Genomic DNA, 20,569 nt, shown 5'->3' with positions numbered 1-20,569 from the left:
TTTCTCATGCCACCTGCTCCGTCACAGGCGCGTCGATGGAACTGCGGTACGGCGCGTGGGTGTCCGGCTGTTCCGGGACCTGCGCCAGGGGACGAAAGACGATGCGGGTGACGACGCCGACAGCGCAGGCCGGGATCCCCACCCCGAACAGCACGAGCAACGGCGACGCGAACTGCCACAGCAGCCAGCCCGTGAGGGCGACGGCGGTGGTGCCGAGGATGGTCCAGTGCAGCGAGCCGAAGCCGATCAGGAGCGCGCTCGCGAGCTGCCGGCCGACGGGCGCGACGTCGGTCGCGACCATGACCGGGTACACGTAGGCGGCGGCGACGGCGAGCACGACGAGCGCCACGACGTTCAGCGCCTGCACGGTCCAGCTCGGGGCACGGAAGACGTTGGTGACGATGACCGCGCCCGCGCCCGCGAGGATCCAGCTGACGACCATGGCGCGCCACGGCTGCTCCCGGACGCCGGCCACGAAGGCCCGGGCGACCGGCGGCGTCTCGCCGTGGCGGAACCAGCCGTCCACGTACCGGGCCAGGGCGTACGACGCCGGCCCGGCGCCGAACAGGCCGAGCCCGAGGACGGTCGTCGCGAGCCAGAGCACGTTGAGGTAGGCGAACCGGTACACGCCGGTCAGGAACGTGTTGATCCGGACGAAGCCCTCGAACGAGAACATCAGTAGACGCCCTCTTCGCCGAACTTCTTCGCGAGCCGGTTGGCCATGACGACGAGGATCAGGCCGACGAGGCCCTTGAAGAGGCCGACCGCGGCGGCGTAGCTGAGCTGCCCGTTCTGGATACCCGTGGTGAACACGTAGGTGTCGAAGATGTCGCCCACGGACCGGTTCAGCGAGTTCATCACGAGGAACATGTGCTCGAAGCCGAGCTCCAGGAAGTCCCCGATGGCGAGGATGAACATCACGATGATGGTGGGCCGGATGGCCGGCAGGGTGATGTGCCACGTCTGGCGCATGCGGCCCGCGCCGTCGAGCTCTGCGGCCTCGTAGAGCTGCGTGTCCACCGCCGTCATGGCGGCGAGGTACACGATGGTGCCCCAGCCGGCGCCCTTCCAGATCTCCTGGCCCACGTACAGCGGTCGCAGCCAGTCGGGGTCGGTGAGGAACGGGACCGGCTGGCCGCCCCACTCGACGATGAGGTTGTTCACCGCGCCGCCGTCGGTCGAGAGCAGCACGTAGAAGATCGACGCGACGATGACCCACGACATGAAGTGCGGCAGGTAGATGACCGTCTGCACGCTGCGCTGGAAGACCTTGGTGCGGACCTCGTTGAGCAGCAGCGCCAGGATGATCGGCACCGGGAACGAGAAGATCAGCAGCAGGAGCGAGATCACCACGGTGTTGCGCAGCAGCACCAGGAACGTGTCCTCGGAGAAGAAGCGCACGAAGTGGTCGAAGCCGACCCACGGGCTGCCGCCGATGCCGAGGAAGGGCATGTAGTCCTGGAACGCGATGACCAGGCCACCCATGGGCGCGTACTTGAAGACCAGGAAGTACAGGATCCCCGGCACGGCCATGAGGTAGAGCGCCTTGTGCTTCCACAGCGCGGACACCCGCTTGCGCTCCGGTCGCGCCGGCGTGGCGCCACCGGACGGCGGCGTCGTCGGAGCCGCGGTCTTCGCGGCGGTGACCGCGCTCATCGCCGCAGCCCCTCGTTCATCACAACCACCATTGGCGTGCCCCTCTGCTCTTCCTCGAGCTGTCCGCGCTCCGTGGTGAAACGCGCCGGTAACCGGTTTCTCGGAAACGTACCGGACGGGTACCGGAATCGGCAAGCGCCTTCCACCGATCGGTGTCGAGATCGTGATCTGGCGATGCCTGGACGCGGTGGGAGCGCGCCCGCGCCACGGCATGCCGGGCCGTCCGGAGACGAGGAGGGCCCGCGCCTCGCGAGCCGACCGCCTCGAGGGCGGGCCGGCTGTCAGGCGGTGCCGAGGGCGCGCGCGTAGGTGCGCACGCGATGGCGCAGTGCGCCCGGGCCGGACGACGTCGCCCACGCGCCGTCGTCGGCGATCTTCCAGGTCAGGGCGTCGACGACAGGGGCGAACGCGTCGCCCGCGACCTCCAGGTCGATCTCGGTGACGACGAGCCTGTCCGCGAGCGCCAGCGTCGCGGCGTAGACCTCGCCGCCGCCCATCACCCAGACCTCGTCCCCGCCGGGAGCCGCGGCGGCGAGCGCCAGGGCCGTGCCGACGGAGCCCGCGACGACGGCGCCGTCGTCGGACCAGCCCGGCCGCCGCGTCACGACGACGTTGGTGCGTCCGGGCAGCGGGCGGCGCGGCAGCGACTCCCAGGTGCGGCGCCCCATGACGACGGGGTGCCCCGCCGTCGTCGACTTGAAGTGCGCGAAGTCCTCGGGCACGCGCCAGGGGATCTCGCCTGCGGCACCGATGACGGGCCGGCCCGCGGCGTCGCGCGCCTGGGCCCAGATCAGACCGATCACGTCGTCGCCGGGGTCAGACGGCGACCGGGGCCTTGATGCCCGGGTGGTGCTGGTAGCCGAGCACCTCGATGTCCTCGTACGCGTAGTCGAAGATCGAGTCCCGGGGTGCGAGGCGGAGCGTCGGGTACGGGTAGGGGTCGCGCTCCAGCTGGGTGCGGACCTGCTCCTCGTGGTTGTCGTAGACGTGGCAGTCGCCGCCCGTCCAGACGAACTCCCCCACCTCGAGCCCGGTCTGCGCGGCCACCATGTGCGTGAGCAGCGCGTAGGAGGCGATGTTGAACGGCACGCCGAGGAACAGGTCGGCGGAGCGCTGGTACAGCTGGCAGCTGAGCTTCCCGTCGGCCACGTAGAACTGGAACAGCAGGTGGCACGGCGGCAGCGCCATGTCGGCGAGCTCGGCCACGTTCCACGCGCTGACGACGAGGCGGCGCGAGTCGGGGTTGACCTTGATCTGGTCGATCACGCCCGCGATCTGGTCCACGTGCTGCCCGTCCGGCGTCGGCCACGACCGCCACTGCACGCCGTACACCGGCCCCAGCTCGCCCTCCGGCGACGCCCACTCGTCCCAGATCGTCACGCCGTGCTCCTGCAGCCAGCCCACGTTGGACTCGCCGCGCAGGAACCACAGCAGCTCGTACGCCACGGACTTCAGGTGCACCCGCTTGGTGGTGATCAGCGGGAACCCCTGCTGCAGGTCGTAGCGGATCTGCCGGCCGAACACGCTGCGCGTGCCCGTCCCCGTGCGGTCCGCCTTGTGCGTGCCGTGCTCCAGCACGTCGCGCAGGAGGTCCTCGTACGGGGTGGGGATGGCAGCCATGCGGCAACCCTACGACCCCTCGGACGCCGGCCGCGGCCCCGGGGCGGCGCGTCGTCCCGAGGCCCGCACGGACGTCTCCGACGTCACACCCCGCGAGCGTCACGCCGTGCCCCGCTGCGCGGTCGACGTGGTGAGAGCGCCCGACGGGCGCGGCACAGGAGGCAGTGATGCGACGCATCGTGATCGTCGGTGGCGGCTACGCGGGCTTCACGGCGGCCCGGGAGCTGGAGAAGGGGCTGCGGCGAGAGCTGCGGCGCGGGGAGGTGGAGCTGGTGCTCGTCGACCCGCGCCCGTACATGACCTACCAGCCGTTCCTCCCGGAGGTGGTGGCCGGGTCCGTCGAGGCGCGGCACGCGGCGGTGGCCCACCGCGGCCACCTGCGCCGCGCGCGGCTGGTCGACGGGTCGGTGGTGCGCGTGGACCACGCGGACCGGGTCGTCGTCGTGCGGCCGCGCTCGGGCGAGCCGTACCGCCTGCCCTACGACACGGTCGTGGTGACGGCGGGCGCGGTGACGCGCGTCTTCCCCGTCCCCGGGGTCGCGGAGCACGCGATCGGGATGAAGCACGTCGAGGAGGCGGTGGCCATCCGCGACCGCCTGCTGACGTCGTTCGACCGGGCCGCGAGCCTGCCGCGCGGGCCGGAGCGGGAGCGGCTGCTGACCGTGACGTTCGTCGGCGGCGGGTTCTCCGGCGTCGAGGGCTTCGCCGAGCTGCTGTCGCTCGCCCACGACCTGCTCCCCCGGTACCCCGAGATCGACGCCGCCGAGCTGCGGTTCCACCTCGTGGAGCTGAGCGACCGCATCCTGCCGGAGGTGACCGACCGCCCCGGCCGCTGGGTCGTGGAGCAGCTCGAACGACGTGGCGCGCGCGTGCACCTGGGCACGGGCCTCGAGTCCGCTGCCGGCGGCGTCGTCCGGCTCTCGACGGGCGAGTCGTTCGCGTCGGGCCTGCTGGTGTGGACGGCGGGCAACGCCGCGAACCCGGTGGTCGCGACGCACACCGACCTGCCGGTCGACCGGCGGGGGTACCTCGTCGTGCGCCCCGACCTGCGGGTCGGCACCGACGACGCGCCCGTGGACGACGCGTGGGCCGCGGGCGACGGCGCCGCCGTCCCGGACCTCGCCGTCGCGCGGCCCGGCGCGCTCGCCGTGCCGAACGCGCAGCACGCGGTCCGGCAGGGCCGGCGCCTGGCGCGGAACCTGGTCGCGAGCCTGCACGGCCGCCCGTCGCGGCCGTACGTGCACGGCAGCCTCGGCGTGATCGCGACGCTGGGTCTGGGGTCCGGCATCTTCCAGCTCCGCCGGCTGGTCCTGCGCGGCCGCCTGGCGTGGCTGATGCACCGCGGGTACCACCTGCTCGCCATCCCGACGTGGGAGCGCAAGGCCCGCGTGCTCGCGGTCTGGCTCACCGCCGCGGCCTTCGGGCGCGACGTCGTCTCCCTCGCGTCGGTGCAGACGCCCCGGGCCGCCTTCGCCGCGGCCACCACGCCCGACGGCGAGGCGGCGGAGCCCGCCCCGGACACGGCTCCGGACACGGCGCAGGGCACGGCTCAGGACACGGCTCAGGAGGCGGCGGCGTAGCCCGTCAGCTTGTCGGGGTTGACCTGGACGTACACGTGCTGGACCCGCCCGTCGGCGACGTCGAGCGCGAGGAGGGCGAACGGTGCGCCGTCCAGGTCGACCACGACGGCGGGCAGGCCGTTCGCCTCGACGGGGCGCACCGTGCCGGCGTCCCAGAACTTGCGCCACACGTTGTCGAGGAAGAGCGACACCCGCGCAAGGCCGACCAGGTCCACGCGCGACGCGTGCACCCGCCCGCCGCCGTCGGGCCGCGCGACGACGTCGTCGGCCAGGTAGCGCTCGAAACGCGCGAGATCCCCCTCGTGCGCGGCGGCCACGAGCTCGTCGAGCAGGCGCCGGTGCTCGCCGGGGTCGACGGGCACCGCCTCGCGCGTACCCAGCCGGTCGCGCGACCGGCGGGCGAGCTGGCGCGCGTTCGCCTCGGTGAGGTCGAGGATCTCCGCGATCCGTCCGTACGGGTAGCCGAACGCCTCCCGCAGCACGTACACGGCCCGCTCCACCGGGGTGAGCCGCTCCATGAGCAGCAGGGTCGCCAGCTCGAGGGCCTCCGCCCGCTCCGCACCCAGCGCCGGGTCGTCGGACGTGTCGACCGGCTCGGGGAGCCACGGGCCCACGTACGTCTCGCGCCGGGCGCGGGCCGACGTCGCCGCGTTGATCGCGAGCCGCGTCGTCACCGTCGTGAGGAAGGCCGCCGGGTTCCGGACCCGGTCGCGGTCCGTGCCCTGCCAGCGCAGCCAGGCGTCCTGCACGACGTCCTCCGCCTCCGCGACGCCCCCGAGCATCCGGTAGGCGATGCCGAACAGCTGCGGCCGCACGGCGAGGAACGCGTCGAGCGCCCCGGTGCCCTCGGTGTCGCCGAGGGGGCCGGGGCGCTCGGGCGCGTCGGGACGCGACGTCATGCGGCCACGCTACGCCCGCGCCCCGGCGAAGTCGGCGTACGTTACCGTGCCGAGCCGGGCGTCGCCCTGCGGCACGATCGAGTCGGCGGCGAGCACGGCCCCGAAGTACGGCGCGGCCGGGTCGGCCACGACCGTGCGGGCGTCTCCCGACGCCGCGAGCGCCGCGGCGATGAACTCGTCGAACCGGACCCGCTCCGGCCCGGCGATCTCGAGGACGCCGTCGCGCGGATCCCCCGCGGCCGCCTCGGCCACGAACCGCGCCACGTCCGCCGACGCGATCGGCTGGAACCCGACCGGCGGGATGCGCACCTCCCCGTCGACCGTGGCGCCGTCGGCGATCCGCGGCGCGAACTCGAAGAACTGCGTGGCGCGGACGACCGTCCACGGGACGCCGCCGGAGCGCACCAGCTCCTCCTGCGCCACCTTGGCCCGCAGGTACCCGGAGTCCGGGTTGCGGTCCGTGCCGACGATCGAGAGCACCACGTGGTGCCGCACGCCCGCACGCTTCTCGGCGTCGAGCAGCGTGCGCGTCGACGTCGTGAAGAAGCGCAGCACGTCGTCGTCCGCGAACGACGGCGAGTTCGACACGTCCACGACGACGTCGGCGCCCGCGAGCGCCGCGTCCACGCCCTCGCCGGTCAGGGTGTCCACGCCCGTGCTGGGCGCGGCGGCGACCGCGTCGTGCCCGGCCTCCGTGAGGTGTGCGATGACCTGCGTCCCGATGAGTCCCGTCCCACCGACGACCACGATCTTCATGAGCCTGTCCTCTCTGCGGTGCTTCTGAGGTGTCCCTGCGGCGGACGGCCCGGTGGCCGCCCCGCACCCTGTCGACCGGGGACGGCGGCGGACCGTGACAGCTCCCCCGTGTGACCCCGGCCACACCGGAATCGGACGCGCGGCCCGCACGTTCTCCTCGGGACGTCCCGGACTTCCCCGGACGAGCAGTGGGAGGATCACCTCATGACGGACCAGAGCACCGTGCCCGACACCGCAGCCCCCGTGACCCCGTCGCCCACCGACCCGCTGTGGGTGGAGCGCACCGGCAACCGCACCTACCGCGGCCACACGGCCCGCGGCGCGAGCGTGGAGATCGGACCGGTGGAGGCCGGCGCCGTCTTCACGCCGGGCGAGCTGCTCAAGGTGGCCCTCGCCGCGTGCGCGGGCATGAGCAGCGACACGAAGTTCGCCCGGGTGCTCGGCGAGGCGTACGAGGCCGTGATCCGGGTCGAGGACGCGAAGGACCTGGACGAGGACCGCTACCCGGTGCTCACCGAGCGCTTCGAGATCGACCTCTCGGGGCTCGACGAGGCCACGCGGAACAAGACCCTGCTGCTGGCGCAGCGCTCGATCGACAGGGCCTGCACCGTGGGCCGCACCCTCAAGGCGGGCGCGCTGGTGCCGCCGGCGGTCTTCGAGCAGCCGGCGCCCGACGAGGCGCAGGGCGACACGGAGGACGCCGCGTCGTGACCGCGCGCGGCAGGGGTGACGAGGGCCCGACGCCGGGCGACGAGGTCGTGCGCCCGGACGGGGCGGGCGACGGGCCGGGCGACGAGGTCGCCGAGGTCCGCGACCCGGCCGCGCGCCGCGAGGAGTGGGCGCGGTACCGGCCGACGCCGCTGCTCGACGCGCTCCTCGACAAGGCCGTGACGATCCCGTCCGCCGCGATCCACAAGCACGTGGACCGCCTGCGGGCGCGCAACCCCGAGGCCGACCCGGCCGGGATCGTGCGCATCCTCGAGAAGGAGTACCTGACCCTGCTGACGACGGCGGGGGGCGCCGTGGGCGCGGCGGCCGCCGCACCGTCGGTCGGGACGGCCGCGGCGACGGCCCTCACCACGGGCGACGTCGCGACGTTCTTCGGGGCGTCGGCCGCGTTCGCCCTCGCCGTCGCCGACGTGCACGGCATCGAGATCGACGACGTGCCGCGGCGTCGCGCCCTGCTCCTGGCCACCGTGCTGGGCGACCGGGGCGCGAAGGACGTGGAGAACGCGATCGGCGGCTCCTCCGTGGCGTGGGGCAAGGTGCTGCTCACGTCCATGCCGCAGACCACGATCAAGCGGGTCAACAAGACCCTCGCCCGCCAGTTCCTCAAGCGGCAGGTCGCCAAGCAGGGCTCGCTCGCGCTCGGGCGGCTGCTGCCGTTCGGCGTCGGGTTCGTGGTGGGCGTCGCGGGCGGGCGCGCGCTCGGGCACGGCGTCGTGGCGCAGTCGCGGCGCGCGTTCGGTCCGCCGCCCGAGCACTTCCCCCGCGTCGTGGAGCTCGTGCTCGAGCCGGGCGACGACGTCCCCACGCTGCGCGCCCTCGACGCGCCCCGGCGCACGTCGCCGAGCCGGTGGCTGCCGCGCCGCAAGGGGCGCGGCGGCGCGACGGAGGACGACGCCTCGTGACGGCACCCGGCACGACCGCCGCGCACCGCGTCGAGGTGGCGCGCGTCGTCCCGGTCGAGGCGTCCGTCGCGTTCGCCTGGGTCGCGGACCTGCGCACCCACCCCCGCTGGATGGTCGCCACCCGGCTCCAGAGCCCTGCGGGGCACGGCCCCGAGCTGGGCGACCGCTGCACGATGGCGAGCGGCCCGGGCGCGCGGCGCGACCCGGGCAGCGCCCTGGGTCGCCTGGTGATCGTCGACCGGATGGTCGTGGAGCAGCTGGAGCGACCCTCCACCGCCGCCGCACGGGTGGGGCGCACCCGGCTGCGCAAGCTGGGGCCGGTGCTGCTCGGCGAGGCGGGCTTCGACGTCGTCCCGATGGATGCCGGCCGCTGCCGCGTCGTGTGGTGGGAGGAGGCCTGGCTCGCGGGGCCGCTCCCCCGGGCCGTCACCGCCCCGCTGGTCGGGCTCGCCCTGCGGGGCTTCATGCACCTCTCGCTGGGCCGGCTCGCGCGGGCGCTCGACCGCCGGCGCTGACCGGCCGCGCCGACCGCTCGCCGCACGGTCGCCGCACGGTCGTGGGACGCCCTGCCGCAGCCGACCCACGGCCGGTATGGTCCGTGGGGTGAGCACCGAGGGTTCCACCGCGCCGTCGTCCACCGCCCAGGCCGCCCAGGCCGCCCAGGCCGCCGGCCTCGCCGAGAGGCTCGAGGACCTGCGCCGCCAGTACGCCGACCTGCAGGCCCGCGGCCTGAGGCTCGACCTCACGCGGGGCAAGCCGTCCGCCGAGCAGCTCGGCCTCTCCGAGCCGCTGCTGGCCCTGCCCGGCGAGGGCGACCACACGGCCGAGGACGGCACGGACACGCGCAACTACGGCGGCCTCGCCGGGCTCCCCGAGCTGCGCCGCATCTTCGCCGAGCTGCTCGGCGTGCCCGTCGACCAGCTCCTCGCGCAGGGGAACGCCTCGCTGACGCTGATGTACGACACGATCGTGCAGGCCCTGCTGTTCGGCGTGCCCGGCTCCGAGCGGCCCTGGTCACGCGAGGAGCAGATCACGTTCGTCTGCCCCGTGCCCGGGTACGACCGGCACTTCGCGATCTGCGAGGAGCTCGGCATCCGCATGGTCACCGTGCCGATGACGCCCGACGGCCCCGACGCGGAGGCCGTCGCCGCCCTGGTCGCCGACGACCCGACGGTCAAGGGCCTGTGGGTCGTGCCGACGTACGCCAACCCGGACGGCTCGGTCGTCTCGGAGGCCGTCGCCCGGCGCCTCGTGTCGATGCCCGCCGCCGCCCCCGACTTCCGCATCTTCTGGGACAACGCCTACGCCGTGCACCACCTCACGGAGCACGAGGCGAAGTCCGCGCACGCGATCGACCTCGCCGCGGAGGCCGGCAACCCCGACCGCGTGCTCCTGTACGCGTCGACGTCGAAGATCACGTTCGCCGGGTCCGGGGTCGCGTTCTTCGCGGCGTCCCCGGCCAACGTCGCCTGGTTCACGAAGCACCTGGGCATCCGCTCGATCGGGCCGGACAAGATCAACCACCTGCGGCACGTCCGGTTCTTCGGCGACGCGGAGGGCGTGCGCGCCCACATGCGCAAGCACCGCGAGATCCTCGCGCCCAAGTTCCGCGCCGTCGTCGACATCCTCGACGAGCGGCTCGGTGACGCCGGCGTCGCCACCTGGACCCGGCCCGACGGCGGGTACTTCGTCTCCGTCGACGTCGTGCCCGGCACCGCGGCGCGCGTCGTGCAGCTCGCCAAGGAGGCCGGCATCGCGCTCACGCCGGCCGGCGCCACGTTCCCGTACCACCAGGACCCGGACGACCGGAACCTGCGCCTCGCGCCGACCATGCCCCCGCTGGACGAGGTGCGGGTCGCGATGGACGGCGTCGCCACCTGCATCCTGCTCGCCGCGGCGGAGGCCGCCACCGCGTCCTGAGCACGCCGGGACGGTGCGCGCGCTCGACGGGGCGTCGTCCCGCTCGACGAACAGAGCCGATCGAGCGCCCGCACCACCTCAGGCCTGCGGGATCACAGGATCTTCGCGCTTCCTCTCGGGGCGGGTCACGACGGCCCGCTGCGACCTGCACACGCCCGGCCTAGGCTGCTGGGGACGCCCGCGGCAGACGCCGGAGCCCGCGGCGCGCGGCCCTCGTGCCGGCGGGTGCGGCGGGCGTCGGACAGACGACCCCGACCTGGACCCGACGCTCCGTGACCTCTTCCTCCCCCCGCAACCCCGCCCCCGGCGACCCCGTCGACGACCCGCACGACGACGCGAAGGAAGCCCCCGCCAAGACCCGGCTCTCGCTCACCCAGGTGGTGGCGAGCGCCCTCGCCGCGGTCAGCGCCACGGTGCTGATGTCCTTCTTCGGCGTCGCCGGGACGATCATCGGCGCGGGCCTGGCGAGCGTCGTCACGGTCATCGGCAACTTCCTCTACACCCGCTCGATCGAGAAGACGCACGAGCAGCTCAAGCCGGTCGTCACCAAGGTCGTGGCCCGCACCGGCCCCGCCGCCCCGCGCTCGCGCACCGCCGCGATGCGCGTCACCGGCACCGCCACGACGGCGCGGGGCACCGTGGTCAGCACGTCGGACGCCGCCGACGCCCGGGCGGAGGGCACCCCGGGCGACGCGCCGACCGTCGAACGACGGTCCGTCACGGAGACGCTGGCCGACGGCACCGTCCCTGGCACGCAGCCCCTCGACGCCACCGCGCCGCTCGGGGAGGCCCGCCCCCTCGGACCGGTCGGCGCCGTCGACGCCGGGCTCGCGTCCGCGGACGGCGAGAGCTCCGACGATGAGGGGCCCGACGGCGACCTCCCCGAGGGGGAGGAGCCCGAGCCTCGCAACGCCTGGCTGCGCTTCGTGGAGAAGCACGGCACGGGCAAGGTGCTCGCGATGTCGGCGGCCGCCCTGTTCGTCGTCGTCATGGGCGTGGTGCTGGTCGTCGAGCTCGTCATCGGCAAGCCGTTGTCCGACGCGGTGCGCGGCCAGGAGGGGTCGGGCACGAGCATCAGCCGTACCTCGAACGACTCCGACGACTCGACCACCGTGCCCACCCCGACCAGCCCCGCCGAGGACCCGGCGAACGTGCCCGGGGACGACTCCGGCACCGACCGGGACCCGGACGAGTCCACGACCGGCACCACCGACGGGAGCACGGACCGGCCGACCGACGGGTCCACCCCGGACGGCACGACCGGCACCGACCCCGGGACCGACTCCGGCACGGACACGCCTACCGACGGGTCCACCGGCGGCACCACCGGCGGCGGCACGGACGACGGCACCGGCACGGGCACCGACGGCTCGGACGGCGGCACCGGTGACGGCGCCGACGGCTCCGACGACACCGGCGGGGGCACCGACACCGGCACCGACACGGGTGCCGGGACCGGGACCGGGGGCACCGCCCCCGACGCCGAGCAGGGCTCCGGCTCGTCGTCGGGCTCCGCCCAGGACGGCGCCGCCACGCCGACGCCCACCCCGGCGTCCTGAGCCGACCTCCGAACGCCGAACAGGCGGTTGCTCCCGCTCTGACGCGCTGTGACGCGCGAGAACGGGAGCAACCGCCTGTTCGGCGCTGAGGGGGTCAGCCCCCGAGCACGGCCTTGAGGAACTCCTGGGTGCGCTCGTGCTTGGGGTGCGTGAACATCGTCTCGGGGTCGGCCTCCTCGATGATCTTGCCGTGGTCGAACATCAGCACGCGGTTCGAGACGTCGCGGGCGAACTGCATCTCGTGGGTCACGAGCAGCATCGTGATGTCCGTGGTGCGGGCGATCTCGCGGAGCACGCCGAGCACGTCGGCCACGATCTCCGGGTCGAGCGCCGAGGTCACCTCGTCGAGCAGCAGGATCTCCGGGTCCATGGCGAGCGCCCGCGCGATGGCGACACGCTGCTGCTGACCGCCCGAGAGCTGGTTGGTCTTGAAGTCCCGCTTGTCGGTCATGCCGACCTGCTCGAGCAGCTCCTCCGCCCGCTGGACCGCCTCGGCCTTGCTCTTGCCGAGCACGTGGATCGGCGCCTCGATGATGTTCTCCAGCACGGTCATGTTGGGGAACAGGTTGAACTGCTGGAAGACCATCCCCACCCGGTTGCGCACGACACGGCGCCGCTTCTCCGGGACCTCGACCCACTTGTCGCCCTTGTACTCGTGCGTGTAGGGGTCGCCGTCGATGAGGATGAGCCCGCCGTTCGCCTCCTCGAGGGTCATCAGCAGGCGCAGGATCGTCGTCTTGCCGGAGCCGGACGGGCCGATCAGCGTCACGCGGTCGCCCTGCGCGACCGAGAAGTTCAGGCCGTCGAGCACCACGTTGTCGCCGAAGCGCTTGGTGACGTCGCGGAACTCGATGGCGGGGGTGCCGTTCGAGGCGTTGGTCATGTTCGTGCTCCCAGTGGAGGTCGTCGGGTCAGGCAAGGCGCGTCTCCATCCGGCGTACCAGCAGCGACGTCGGGTAGCTCACCAGCAGGAAGAGCACACCGACCAGCGTGATGGGCTCGATGTACGAGTAGGTCAGGGCGCCGAACGCCTGCGCCGCCTGGTACATCTCGACCACGCCGATCGCGAAGAGGAACGGCGTCTCCTTGAACATGGAGATCGCGTAGTTCCCCAGGCCCGGCAGCGTGTTCTTGATCGCCTGGGGCAGGATGACGGCGCGCCAGGTCCGGCCCCGCGAGAGGTTGAGCGCGGTCGCGGCCTCCCACTGGCCGCGGGGCACCGCCTCGATGCCCGCGCGGTAGACCTCCGACATGTACGTCGCGTAGTGCACGCCCAACACGGTGAACCCGACGACCAGCGTCGGGATGGTCGGGAGCATCAGCCAGACGAAGACGAGCTGCACGACGAGCGGCGTCATCCGGATGAAGTTGACGACGAGACGCAGCGGACCCGTGATCCACCGGGTCGGGGCTCGCATCGCCAGAGCGATGAGCAGGCCGAGGATCGCAGCGATGGCCATGCCGACGACGGTCGCCTCGACGGTCACGACCAGACCCTTGAGCAGGTCCGGGAGGACCTCCCAGGCCTTCTCCCAGTCCCAGATTCCTCTGTCGATCATCGGGCGGTCACCTCCGTCCCCGCGCTCGTCGTCGCTTCCGTGGCGGCCTTGGCCTCCCTGCGGGGACCGAGGCTCAGGACCTCACGCAACGTCGGACGCGTGCCGCGACCCAGTCGTCGCTTCGCACGCTCTTCGAGAACGTTCATCCCCCAGGTCAGCAGGTACGCGATGACGAAGTAGACGATGAGGCCTACGGAGTAGCTGAAGAAGATGTCGCTCGTTGCGCGACGCAACTGGGTGGTCCAGAAGTTCACGTCGTGCAGTGTGATGTAGTACGCGAGCGCCGATCCCTTGAGCAGCTGGATCAGCAGGTTCGTGAGCTGCGGGATCATCAGCGCCCACGCCTGCGGGAAGATCACGCGCCGCACCCGGTGGGCCCAGCCCATGTTGAGCGCGATCGTCGCCTCCCACTGCCCCTGCGGGACCGAGCCGATCGACCCGCGCACGACCTCGGCCGCGTACGCCCCGTAGTTCAGCCCGAGGGCGACGATCGCGACGGCGAGCGCCTCCATCTTGAACCCGAAGACCGGCAGGACGTAGAAGAACCAGAAGACCTGGACCACGAGCGACGTGCCGCGGAAGAACTCGATGACCACCCGGGACGGCGCGCGCACCCAGAGGGACTGTGTGCGCGCGCCGAACCCGAGGATCAGGGCCAGAACCATGGCGAGGACAGCGCCGCCCAGCGTCATCTGCAGGGTGACGACGACCGCGTCGCCCAGAGCGGGGAGCCTGTCGGTCAGGGTCTGAATGTCGTCTGACATGCGGTCAGGAATCCAGCCCCAGCTCGTCCGCGATCTTCGCCAGGTCGCCCTCGCAGAGCATCTCCGCGGTCAGGCCCGCCGGCGGGTACTCCGCCTCGGTGAAGCCGAACGGCTCCATGATCTCGAGCCACTTGTCCTTGTCCTCGAGGATGGGCTTGAGCTTCTCGTTGTAGGCGTCGAGCAGCTCGGTGTCGTCCGGTCGGAACACCTCCGCACCCGCACCGATCTGGGGCACTCCGTCGATGGTCGCGACGAACGCGTCCGTCGCCTCCACCGGCTTGTCGCTGCCCTCCGCGAGCGCACGGATCGAGATTCCGGTGAGCGCGAAGGCGTCTGCGCGACCGGAGGCGACCGCGTCGAGGCCGTCCTGCGAGCTGCCCACCGTGATCGTCTCGACGCCGGTGTCCTTGGCGTAGCCGTCCTCGATGGCACCGCTCGTCACGGCGAGCTTGACGCCCGAGTCCACCGCCGACTGCCAGTCCGTGAGGTTGTCCGGGTTGCCCTCCGGCACGAGGAACGCCGTCGTGTACATGATGGTGGGCAGCGCGAACGCCGCCGCCTCGCAGCGGTCGGGCAGGATCGACATGCCGGCGCTGACGGTGTCGTAACGCCCGGCGTTGAGGCCCGGGATGAGCGAATTCCACTCGGTCTCGGTGCCCTCGACGGTATCGACGCCGAGCTCCCCGAAGATCTCCTTGTCGAGCGCGATGGTCGCGCCGGTGAGCTCGTCGCCGTCCATGTAGCTGTACGGCTTCTCGCCGTTGAACGCGACGTTGACGGTACCGGCGTCCTGGATCTTCTGGAGCGTCGAGCCCTCGCCGTCCCCCGATCCGCCCTCGTCGACGCTCGAGCAGGCGGCCAGCGCGGTCATGGTGAGCACGGAACCGGCTGCGAGGAACGCCCGGCGGCGCTTCGTGGTCCTGGTGGACGACACGGTGTCTCCCTTCGTCGCCCGGCGGGAGTCCGCGCCGAGCCGTTGGTCTGGACGGTGCGACACCGTAGCCGTGATGCCGACGCTACGACAATCTATGTATCCACATGTCGGATTGTCTACAATCAGCGAGGGCGCGCCGCCACGACGCGCTCCGTTCGGCGTCGTCGCAGGTCAGCGCGGCGTTGCCGGGACGAACTACCGCCTCGGACGGGCTCGGCACGCCCGAAAAAGCGGTCATGCCATGGTCACAAGAGGGTCACGATCTGGCGGGAGGCCACGGCGCGGGATGATATGTCCCGGTCGGACGGCCCCCGACCGCCTGGAAGGAGAGCAGATGACCCCATCGTCGCCGGCCCCCGTCGGAAGCGCGCCGTTCCTCTCGCCGGTGACCCGCCCGTCGACGGTCGACCTCATCACCGTCGAGCTGCGCAACGCCGTCTACTCGGGCGCGCTGCCGGTCGGATCACCCATCCGCGAGGTCGAGATGTCGAGCCAGCTCGGCGTCAGCCGCGGGCCGTTCCGCGAGGCCGCGCAGCGCCTGGTGCAAGAAGGGCTCCTGCGCTCCACCCCCGGCCGCGGCCTCAGCGTGGTGCGCATCGGCGCCGACCGGGTGCGGGCGCTGTACGAGGCGCGCACGACCGTCGAGACGTCGGCCGCGCCCCTCGCCGTCGAGCGAGCCACCCCGGCCCAGGTCGCCGCCGTCCGCGCCGCGCACGACGCCCTCGTCGACGCCGAGCGCAGCGAGGACGCGCGCCGCGTGGGCGACGCCGACCTCAACGTGCACTGGTCGCTCGTCGCCGCCAGCGGCAACCCCTGGCTGCTGCGCTGGATGACCACGCTCATCGTGGAGGTCCGGATCGCGAGCTTCACGGTCAGCGAGGACTACGCGGTCCGCAAGGACGCCGCCGAGTCGCACGTCGAGCTGGTCGAGCGCTTCGAGGCCCGCGACGCCGACGGCCTCGTCGCCGCGATCCGCACCAACCTCGACGACGCCGTCGCCCGACTGCTCGAGCCGGAGACCATCGCGGTCGAGACGTTCGACGAGCCCCGCCCGTCCCCCGCCCCGCGCCTCGACCCGATCACCCCGACGTTCCCCGAGCCGTAGCCGCTCACGCCCCGGGCCGGGCGGCGAGCTGCGCGCGGCGCCCGGCCTCGTACTCCTCGGCCCGCCACGAGGTGACCCCGGCGACGACGATCCCCGCCGGGCGGCCGTCGTCGCCGGGCAGCACCTCGACCGGCTCCCCGGGCGCCCCGAACCCCGGCTCGACCGGCAGCCGCAGGGCGTCGCCGTCGACGACGAGCCGCTCCGCGCCGGCCAACGGGTCCTCCCGACGCGGATCGACCAGCCACAGGTCCCGGCCCAGCCGGACGATGTCCGTCAACCCCCACAGGTTGGCGAACCGACCGGTGCTGCGGCCCAGGGCCGCGGCCTCGTCGGCCGTGGGCTCGCCGGCGTCGAGGGCGGTCGCGACCAGCGCGAACAGACCGGTCGCGATCGTGTCGGCGGGGCCGTCGACCGCGTTCGTCAGCACGGACACGACGACGCCCCCGGCCGGGTCGGCCCAGGTGCGGCTGAGCTGGCCCGGGAACGCGCCGCCGTGCCCGACGACTCGGCGCCCCTCGATCTCGCGCGTCTCGAAGCCCAGGCCGTAGCGCCGCGGCCGGGCGTGCGGGCGGTCGATCGCCGACTCGTCCCGCTGCAGCAGGCGCCGCGTCTCCGGCCGCAGCAGGTCCGAGCCGTCGGCGTGCGCCGCGAACCACCGCGTGAGGTCGGACGCCGTCGAGGAGAACCCCGTCGCCGCGGCCAGCGCCCCCGTACGCACGGGAGCGACCGGCAGCCGACCGTCGTCGGCGACGCCCAGGGCGGAGTGCCCGACGACGGCGGGCACGCCGTCCCCCACCTCGGGGGACGTGTGGTCCAGCCCGAGCGGGCCGAGGAGATCGTCCCGCACGTGCCGGCCGAACGGCGTCCCCGTCACCGCCTCGACCACCAGCCCCAGCAGCCCGTAGGCGAGGTTCGAGTACTTGAACGTCTCGCCGCGGCCGAGCACCGGACCGTCGGCGCGCACCGCCGCCACCAGGGCGTCCCGCCCCGGGAACGGCGCGCCGAGCTGCCAGAAGTCGGCGTCGGTGCCGTCGCGCCGCACACCGCCGGTGTGGCCGAGCGCCTCGCGCAGGGTCACCCGCCCGACGGCGGCGCCGGCGAGCTCGGACAGGTGCGCGTCGAACGGGTCGTCCAGGCGCAGCGCACCCCGCTCCGCGAGCCGGGCCACCGCCGTCGCCGTGAACGTCTTGGAGTGCGACGCCACCCGGAACACGTGGTCCGTGCGCAGCGGCTCCCCGGTGGTGACGTCCGCGACGCCCCACGCGCCCTCGAGGAGGGTGTCGTCCCCGAGGCGGACCGCGTACTGCACGCCGGGCACGCGCGCGAAGCCGGCCTGCGTGCCGACCCAGGCGGCGAGGTGGTCGGGGTCGAACGGCTGCGGGGTCGCGGGCTCCGGCGTCATGGGCGACACCCTGCCACGGCGGTCGCGCCGTGCGCCCGCCGATGAGTTCCGCGTCGGTGGGCCGTCCTAGCCTGGTACGTGACGCACGTCACCGACATCCCGGGAGCTCCCATGTCCGCGTCAGACCCCGGCCCGCCGCGCGACGACCTCGCCGTCGACGCCCGAGGGCTCGTCAAGCACTTCACCACCCGCAAGCAGGTCACCAAGGCCGTCGACGGCGTCGACCTGCGGATCCCGACCGGCAGCGTCTTCGGGCTGCTCGGCCCGAACGGCGCCGGCAAGACCACGGTCGTGCGCATGCTCGCCACGCTGCTGCGCCCCGACGCCGGCACCGCCCGCGTGCTCGGGCACGACGTCGTGGCCGACGCCGACGCCGTCCGCTCCGCCGTCGGGCTCACCGGCCAGTACGCGTCCGTCGACGAGGACCTGACCGGCACCGAGAACCTGCTCATGCTGGCCCGCCTGTACGGGTTCACCGGCACGGCGGCACGGCGGCGCGTCGAGGGGCTGCTCGACGCCTTCAGCCTGTCGGACGCCGGCCCCCGGCAGGTCAAGACCTACTCCGGCGGCATGCGGCGCCGCATCGACCTTGCCGCGTCGCTGGTGCTGGCCCCGCGCGTGCTGTTCCTCGACGAGCCCACCACCGGGCTCGACCCCCGCAGCCGCAACCAGGTGTGGGACATCGTCCGCGTGCTCGTCGCGGACGGCGCCACCGTGCTGCTCACCACCCAGTACCTCGAGGAGGCCGACCAGCTCGCCGACCGCATCGCCGTCATCGACCACGGCACCGTCATCGCGGAGGGCACCTCCACCGAGCTCAAGCGCTCCGTGGGCCAGGGGGCGGTGTCGTTGCGGCTGGCCGACGCCGGCCAGCGGTCGGCCGCGGCGAGCGTCGTCGAGAAGGTGCTGGGCACCGAGCCCACGCTGCCCACGGACCCGTACGCCCTGTCGGCCCGCGTGCCCGACGACGGGGCGGACTCGGTGGCGCAGCTGCTGCCCGCGCTCGGGGAGGCGGGCATCGCCGTGCCGGAGTTCACGCTCGGTCAGCCGAGCCTCGACGAGGTGTTCCTGACCCTGACCGGCAAGCCGCTGCCGGCCGACGACGCCGCCGAGCCCGCCGACGCCCAGGAGGTGTCCCGATGACCACGTCCGCGGAACCTGCCGAGATCGCGACCACGACGTTGCGCCAGGCCGTGGCGCTCACCGAGCCGCCCGCACGGCCGTCCGCGCTCTCGATGACCCTGACGTTCGGGTGGCGCGCGCTGCTGAAGATCAAGCACGTGCCCGAGCAGCTGTTCGACGTGCTGGTCTCCCCCGTGATCTTCACGCTGATGTTCACGTACCTGTTCGGCGGCGCGCTCGCCGGGTCCACGTCGGCCTACATCCAGTTCCTGCTGCCCGGCATCCTGGTGCAGACCATCGTCATCGTCACCGTGTACACGGGCTACACGCTCAATACCGACATCACCAAGGGCGTCTTCGACCGGTTCCGCTCGCTCCCGATCTGGCGGCCCGCGCCCATCGTCGGCGCCCTGCTCGGCGACACCGTGCGCTACTCGATCGCGTCGGTCATGACGATCGGGCTCGGCCTGATCCTCGGGTTCCGCCCCGACGGCGGGGTGGTCGGCGTCGTGCTCGGCGTGCTGCTGCTGCTCGTCTTCGCCTTCTCGCTGAGCTGGATCTTCACCATCCTGGGGCTGCTGCTGCGCACGCCGAACGCCGTCATGGGCGTGTCGATGATGGTGCTGATGCCGCTGACGTTCGCGTCGAACATCTTCGTGAACCCGTCGACGATGCCCGCCGCCCTGCAGCGGTTCGTCGAGATCAACCCCGTGACCCACCTCGTCACCGCCGTGCGGGGGCTGATGGCCGGCACCCCCGACGGCGGCGAGATCGTCTGGGTGCTCGTCGCCTCCGTCGTCCTCACCGCCGTCTTCGGCCCGATCACCATGCACCTGTACCGCACCCGCCACTGACGCCCGCCGTGAGCATGGTTCTGGCCCGCTCCCGAGCTCGGAAGCGGGCCAGAACCATGCTCACGACACTCAGGCGGCGGAGGCGGAGTCGGCGCCGTCCTCGCTGAGCTCCTCGTCGCACTTGCGCGTCACGACCAGCACCGGGCAGGCGGAGTGGTGCAGCACCGCCTGGCTGGTGGACCCGAGCAGCAGGCCGCGGAACCCGCCGCGGCCGCGAGAGCCGACCACGACGAGGTCGGCCCCGGTGGAGAACTCGGTGAGGAGCTCGGCACCCGTCCCGTCGAGCACGTGCCGCTTGATCGTCATGCCCGGGTTCGCCGCCTGGGCCCGGTCCACGGTGACGTCGAGGCCGGCCTTGACGTCGGCCAGGACCGTCTCGTGGTCGATCTGCGACGGCAGCCACGCCAGGATCCCCGCCCCGCCGCCGAGCGGCACCCCGGCGACCGCGACGAGCTCCGCGTCCCACGCCTTCGCCTGCGAGACGGCGTGCTTCAGCGCGACCTCGGCCGACGGCGACCCGTCGACGCCCACCACGATGCGGCGTACCTCGTGCACTACGTCGCCGTCGCGGCGATCCGCGGCGTCGGTGCTGCCGCCCCCGTCGCCGCGGTACGGCACCACCACCGTGGGGCAGTGCGCGTGCGCCGGCAGGGCCGAGGAGACGGTGCCGAGCAGCCGCTCGGTGAACCCGCCCTTGCCCCGCGTGCCCACGACGGCGAGCGCGTGCTCCCGCGACATCTCGACGAGCACGCCTGCCGCGTCCCCCGTCGCGACGGTGCCGGTCACGGGGACCCCGCTGGCGGCGACCCGTTCCTCCGCCTCGGCGAGGACCGCCTTGGCGCCCTCCTGGATCGCGGTGTCGTCCAGGGCGGCGTACCCGCCGTCGAGCGAAGCGGCCGTGAACGACGGCAACGAGTAGGAACAGACGACGTGCAGCCCCCACCCCACACGCCGCGCGTACGCGGCAGCCCAGTCGAGGGCGTGCAGGCTGGCTGCAGACCCGTCGACACCTACCAGGACGACCTCAGGCCGTGTCATCTCGCGCCTCCTGTCCGCTGGCGAGGAGCTCGCCCTCGTCGTCGAGGGCGCCTGGTTCAAGCGTAGCGAAAGGATCGCGCAAGTCACAGCAAAGCGACGCCAGACACGTCGACCCCCGTGCCGGTGGGCACGGGGGTCGACGGCGTCCAGGTGCGGCCAGTCGGCCGGGC

General features: G+C 73.1%; 21 protein-coding genes. 9 read left to right on the top strand and 12 right to left on the bottom strand.

All coding sequences use genetic code 11. The features are described from left to right. Positions 1–4 precede the first annotated feature (4 nt). The 4 genes from ACFQ8E_RS00905 to ACFQ8E_RS00890 form a co-directional block, all read right to left on the bottom strand. A complete protein-coding gene (locus ACFQ8E_RS00905; RefSeq protein WP_430548682.1) occupies positions 5–676 on the bottom strand; it encodes a YesL family protein in 672 nt (223 codons plus the stop codon). After that, positions 676–1,656, bottom strand: coding sequence for an ABC transporter permease (locus tag ACFQ8E_RS00900; protein ID WP_430548681.1), 981 nt, complete (start codon positions 1,654–1,656; stop codon positions 676–678). The genes ACFQ8E_RS00905 and ACFQ8E_RS00900 overlap by 1 nt, the downstream gene beginning before the upstream one ends. 281 nt (positions 1,657–1,937) lie before the next feature. After that, positions 1,938–2,459 (bottom strand): dihydrofolate reductase, encoded by a 522-nt coding sequence (locus tag ACFQ8E_RS00895; protein ID WP_430548680.1) that lies wholly within the window; start codon positions 2,457–2,459, stop codon positions 1,938–1,940. Between the two features lie 13 nt (positions 2,460–2,472). After that, entirely contained in the window at positions 2,473–3,276 is an 804-nt protein-coding gene (locus tag ACFQ8E_RS00890; protein ID WP_430548679.1) for a thymidylate synthase, read from the bottom strand. A gap of 167 nt (positions 3,277–3,443) precedes the next feature. Between ACFQ8E_RS00890 and ACFQ8E_RS00885 the strand changes: the two genes are divergently transcribed. After that, entirely contained in the window at positions 3,444–4,856 is a 1,413-nt protein-coding gene (locus tag ACFQ8E_RS00885) for an NAD(P)/FAD-dependent oxidoreductase (protein WP_430548678.1), read from the top strand. Here the strand turns inward: ACFQ8E_RS00885 and sigJ are convergent. Further along, positions 4,838–5,755 carry an RNA polymerase sigma factor SigJ gene (gene sigJ / locus ACFQ8E_RS00880; protein WP_430548677.1) on the bottom strand — a complete coding sequence of 306 codons (918 nt, stop codon included), beginning with the start codon at positions 5,753–5,755 and terminating at the stop codon, positions 4,838–4,840. The two genes, ACFQ8E_RS00885 and sigJ, sit on opposite strands and share 19 nt — an antisense overlap. Before the next feature lie 9 nt (positions 5,756–5,764). Further along, positions 5,765–6,511, bottom strand: a complete 747-nt coding sequence (locus ACFQ8E_RS00875; RefSeq protein ID WP_430548676.1) for an SDR family oxidoreductase — start codon at positions 6,509–6,511, stop codon at positions 5,765–5,767. A gap of 204 nt (positions 6,512–6,715) precedes the next feature. Between ACFQ8E_RS00875 and ACFQ8E_RS00870 the strand changes: the two genes are divergently transcribed. From ACFQ8E_RS00870 to ACFQ8E_RS00850, 5 genes are all read left to right on the top strand, one after another. Further along, the gene (locus ACFQ8E_RS00870; protein ID WP_430548675.1) at positions 6,716–7,222 is read left to right on the top strand and encodes an OsmC family protein; all 507 of its coding nucleotides are present in this window, start codon (positions 6,716–6,718) and stop codon (positions 7,220–7,222) included. Then, the gene (locus ACFQ8E_RS00865) at positions 7,219–8,142 is read left to right on the top strand and encodes a hypothetical protein (protein ID WP_430548674.1); all 924 of its coding nucleotides are present in this window, start codon (positions 7,219–7,221) and stop codon (positions 8,140–8,142) included. The genes ACFQ8E_RS00870 and ACFQ8E_RS00865 overlap by 4 nt, the downstream gene beginning before the upstream one ends. Continuing rightward, on the top strand, positions 8,139–8,657 hold the full coding sequence (locus ACFQ8E_RS00860) for an SRPBCC family protein (RefSeq protein ID WP_430548673.1): 519 nt from the start codon (positions 8,139–8,141) through the stop codon (positions 8,655–8,657). The genes ACFQ8E_RS00865 and ACFQ8E_RS00860 overlap by 4 nt, the downstream gene beginning before the upstream one ends. A gap of 88 nt (positions 8,658–8,745) precedes the next feature. Beyond that, positions 8,746–10,062 carry an aminotransferase class I/II-fold pyridoxal phosphate-dependent enzyme gene (locus ACFQ8E_RS00855; protein ID WP_430548672.1) on the top strand — a complete coding sequence of 439 codons (1,317 nt, stop codon included), beginning with the start codon at positions 8,746–8,748 and terminating at the stop codon, positions 10,060–10,062. Positions 10,063–10,334: 272 nt separating this feature from the next. After that, on the top strand, positions 10,335–11,621 hold the full coding sequence (locus tag ACFQ8E_RS00850; protein ID WP_430548671.1) for a hypothetical protein: 1,287 nt from the start codon (positions 10,335–10,337) through the stop codon (positions 11,619–11,621). 94 nt (positions 11,622–11,715) lie between these two features. On the opposite strand, the gene ehuA is transcribed toward ACFQ8E_RS00850, so the two are convergent. Genes ehuA through ACFQ8E_RS00830 form a run of 4 tightly spaced genes read right to left on the bottom strand, consistent with a single transcriptional unit; the run spans position 11,716 to position 14,878 of the window. Then, positions 11,716–12,504, bottom strand: coding sequence for an ectoine/hydroxyectoine ABC transporter ATP-binding protein EhuA (gene ehuA / locus ACFQ8E_RS00845; RefSeq protein WP_430548670.1), 789 nt, complete (start codon positions 12,502–12,504; stop codon positions 11,716–11,718). A 28-nt stretch (positions 12,505–12,532) separates the two neighbouring features. Further along, complete coding sequence (ehuD, locus tag ACFQ8E_RS00840) at positions 12,533–13,180, bottom strand: ectoine/hydroxyectoine ABC transporter permease subunit EhuD (RefSeq protein ID WP_430548669.1); 648 nt, start codon at positions 13,178–13,180, stop codon at positions 12,533–12,535. After that, positions 13,177–13,944, bottom strand: a complete 768-nt coding sequence (gene ehuC, locus ACFQ8E_RS00835) for an ectoine/hydroxyectoine ABC transporter permease subunit EhuC (RefSeq protein ID WP_430548668.1) — start codon at positions 13,942–13,944, stop codon at positions 13,177–13,179. Before ehuC ends, ehuD begins: the two co-directional genes overlap by 4 nt. A 4-nt stretch (positions 13,945–13,948) precedes the next feature. Next, complete coding sequence (locus ACFQ8E_RS00830; protein ID WP_430548667.1) at positions 13,949–14,878, bottom strand: transporter substrate-binding domain-containing protein; 930 nt, start codon at positions 14,876–14,878, stop codon at positions 13,949–13,951. 334 nt (positions 14,879–15,212) lie between these two features. Here ACFQ8E_RS00830 and ACFQ8E_RS00825 point away from each other — a divergent pair, with 334 nt between their 5' ends. Next, positions 15,213–15,983 (top strand): GntR family transcriptional regulator, encoded by a 771-nt coding sequence (locus tag ACFQ8E_RS00825; RefSeq protein WP_430548666.1) that lies wholly within the window; start codon positions 15,213–15,215, stop codon positions 15,981–15,983. 4 nt (positions 15,984–15,987) lie between these two features. Here the strand turns inward: ACFQ8E_RS00825 and ACFQ8E_RS00820 are convergent, their stop codons facing one another. Further along, positions 15,988–17,385 (bottom strand): serine hydrolase domain-containing protein, encoded by a 1,398-nt coding sequence (locus ACFQ8E_RS00820; protein ID WP_430548665.1) that lies wholly within the window; start codon positions 17,383–17,385, stop codon positions 15,988–15,990. A 111-nt stretch (positions 17,386–17,496) separates the two neighbouring features. On the opposite strand from ACFQ8E_RS00820, the gene ACFQ8E_RS00815 reads away from it, so the two are divergent. Then, the gene (locus ACFQ8E_RS00815; RefSeq protein WP_430548664.1) at positions 17,497–18,528 is read left to right on the top strand and encodes an ATP-binding cassette domain-containing protein; all 1,032 of its coding nucleotides are present in this window, start codon (positions 17,497–17,499) and stop codon (positions 18,526–18,528) included. Then, positions 18,525–19,361 carry an ABC transporter permease gene (locus tag ACFQ8E_RS00810; protein WP_430548663.1) on the top strand — a complete coding sequence of 279 codons (837 nt, stop codon included), beginning with the start codon at positions 18,525–18,527 and terminating at the stop codon, positions 19,359–19,361. The genes ACFQ8E_RS00815 and ACFQ8E_RS00810 overlap by 4 nt, the downstream gene beginning before the upstream one ends. Before the next feature lie 69 nt (positions 19,362–19,430). Here the strand turns inward: ACFQ8E_RS00810 and ACFQ8E_RS00805 are convergent, their stop codons facing one another. Continuing rightward, on the bottom strand, positions 19,431–20,399 hold the full coding sequence (locus ACFQ8E_RS00805; RefSeq protein ID WP_430548662.1) for a universal stress protein: 969 nt from the start codon (positions 20,397–20,399) through the stop codon (positions 19,431–19,433). Positions 20,400–20,569 lie beyond the last annotated feature (170 nt).

It is taken from the genome of Isoptericola sp. NPDC056573, assembly GCF_042793335.1.
GTDB lineage: Bacteria > Actinomycetota > Actinomycetes > Actinomycetales > Cellulomonadaceae > Isoptericola.
The sequence above is the reverse complement of the archived record's forward strand: the minus strand, read 5'-3'. Positions and strand labels throughout refer to the sequence as shown.

Coding starts and splice junctions, on each gene's coding strand:
- ACFQ8E_RS00905 (WP_430548682.1), bottom strand. CDS start 676: ATGTTCTCGTTCGAGGGCTTCGTCCGGATCAACACGTTCCTGACCGGC.
- ACFQ8E_RS00900 (WP_430548681.1), bottom strand. CDS start 1,656: ATGAGCGCGGTCACCGCCGCGAAGACCGCGGCTCCGACGACGCCGCCG.
- ACFQ8E_RS00890 (WP_430548679.1), bottom strand. CDS start 3,276: ATGGCTGCCATCCCCACCCCGTACGAGGACCTCCTGCGCGACGTGCTG.
- ACFQ8E_RS00885 (WP_430548678.1), top strand. CDS start 3,444: ATGCGACGCATCGTGATCGTCGGTGGCGGCTACGCGGGCTTCACGGCG.
- sigJ (WP_430548677.1), bottom strand. CDS start 5,755: ATGACGTCGCGTCCCGACGCGCCCGAGCGCCCCGGCCCCCTCGGCGAC.
- ACFQ8E_RS00875 (WP_430548676.1), bottom strand. CDS start 6,511: ATGAAGATCGTGGTCGTCGGTGGGACGGGACTCATCGGGACGCAGGTC.
- ACFQ8E_RS00870 (WP_430548675.1), top strand. CDS start 6,716: ATGACGGACCAGAGCACCGTGCCCGACACCGCAGCCCCCGTGACCCCG.
- ehuA (WP_430548670.1), bottom strand. CDS start 12,504: ATGACCAACGCCTCGAACGGCACCCCCGCCATCGAGTTCCGCGACGTC.
- ehuD (WP_430548669.1), bottom strand. CDS start 13,180: ATGATCGACAGAGGAATCTGGGACTGGGAGAAGGCCTGGGAGGTCCTC.
- ehuC (WP_430548668.1), bottom strand. CDS start 13,944: ATGTCAGACGACATTCAGACCCTGACCGACAGGCTCCCCGCTCTGGGC.
- ACFQ8E_RS00825 (WP_430548666.1), top strand. CDS start 15,213: ATGACCCCATCGTCGCCGGCCCCCGTCGGAAGCGCGCCGTTCCTCTCG.
- ACFQ8E_RS00820 (WP_430548665.1), bottom strand. CDS start 17,385: ATGACGCCGGAGCCCGCGACCCCGCAGCCGTTCGACCCCGACCACCTC.
- ACFQ8E_RS00815 (WP_430548664.1), top strand. CDS start 17,497: ATGTCCGCGTCAGACCCCGGCCCGCCGCGCGACGACCTCGCCGTCGAC.
- ACFQ8E_RS00810 (WP_430548663.1), top strand. CDS start 18,525: ATGACCACGTCCGCGGAACCTGCCGAGATCGCGACCACGACGTTGCGC.
- ACFQ8E_RS00805 (WP_430548662.1), bottom strand. CDS start 20,399: ATGACACGGCCTGAGGTCGTCCTGGTAGGTGTCGACGGGTCTGCAGCC.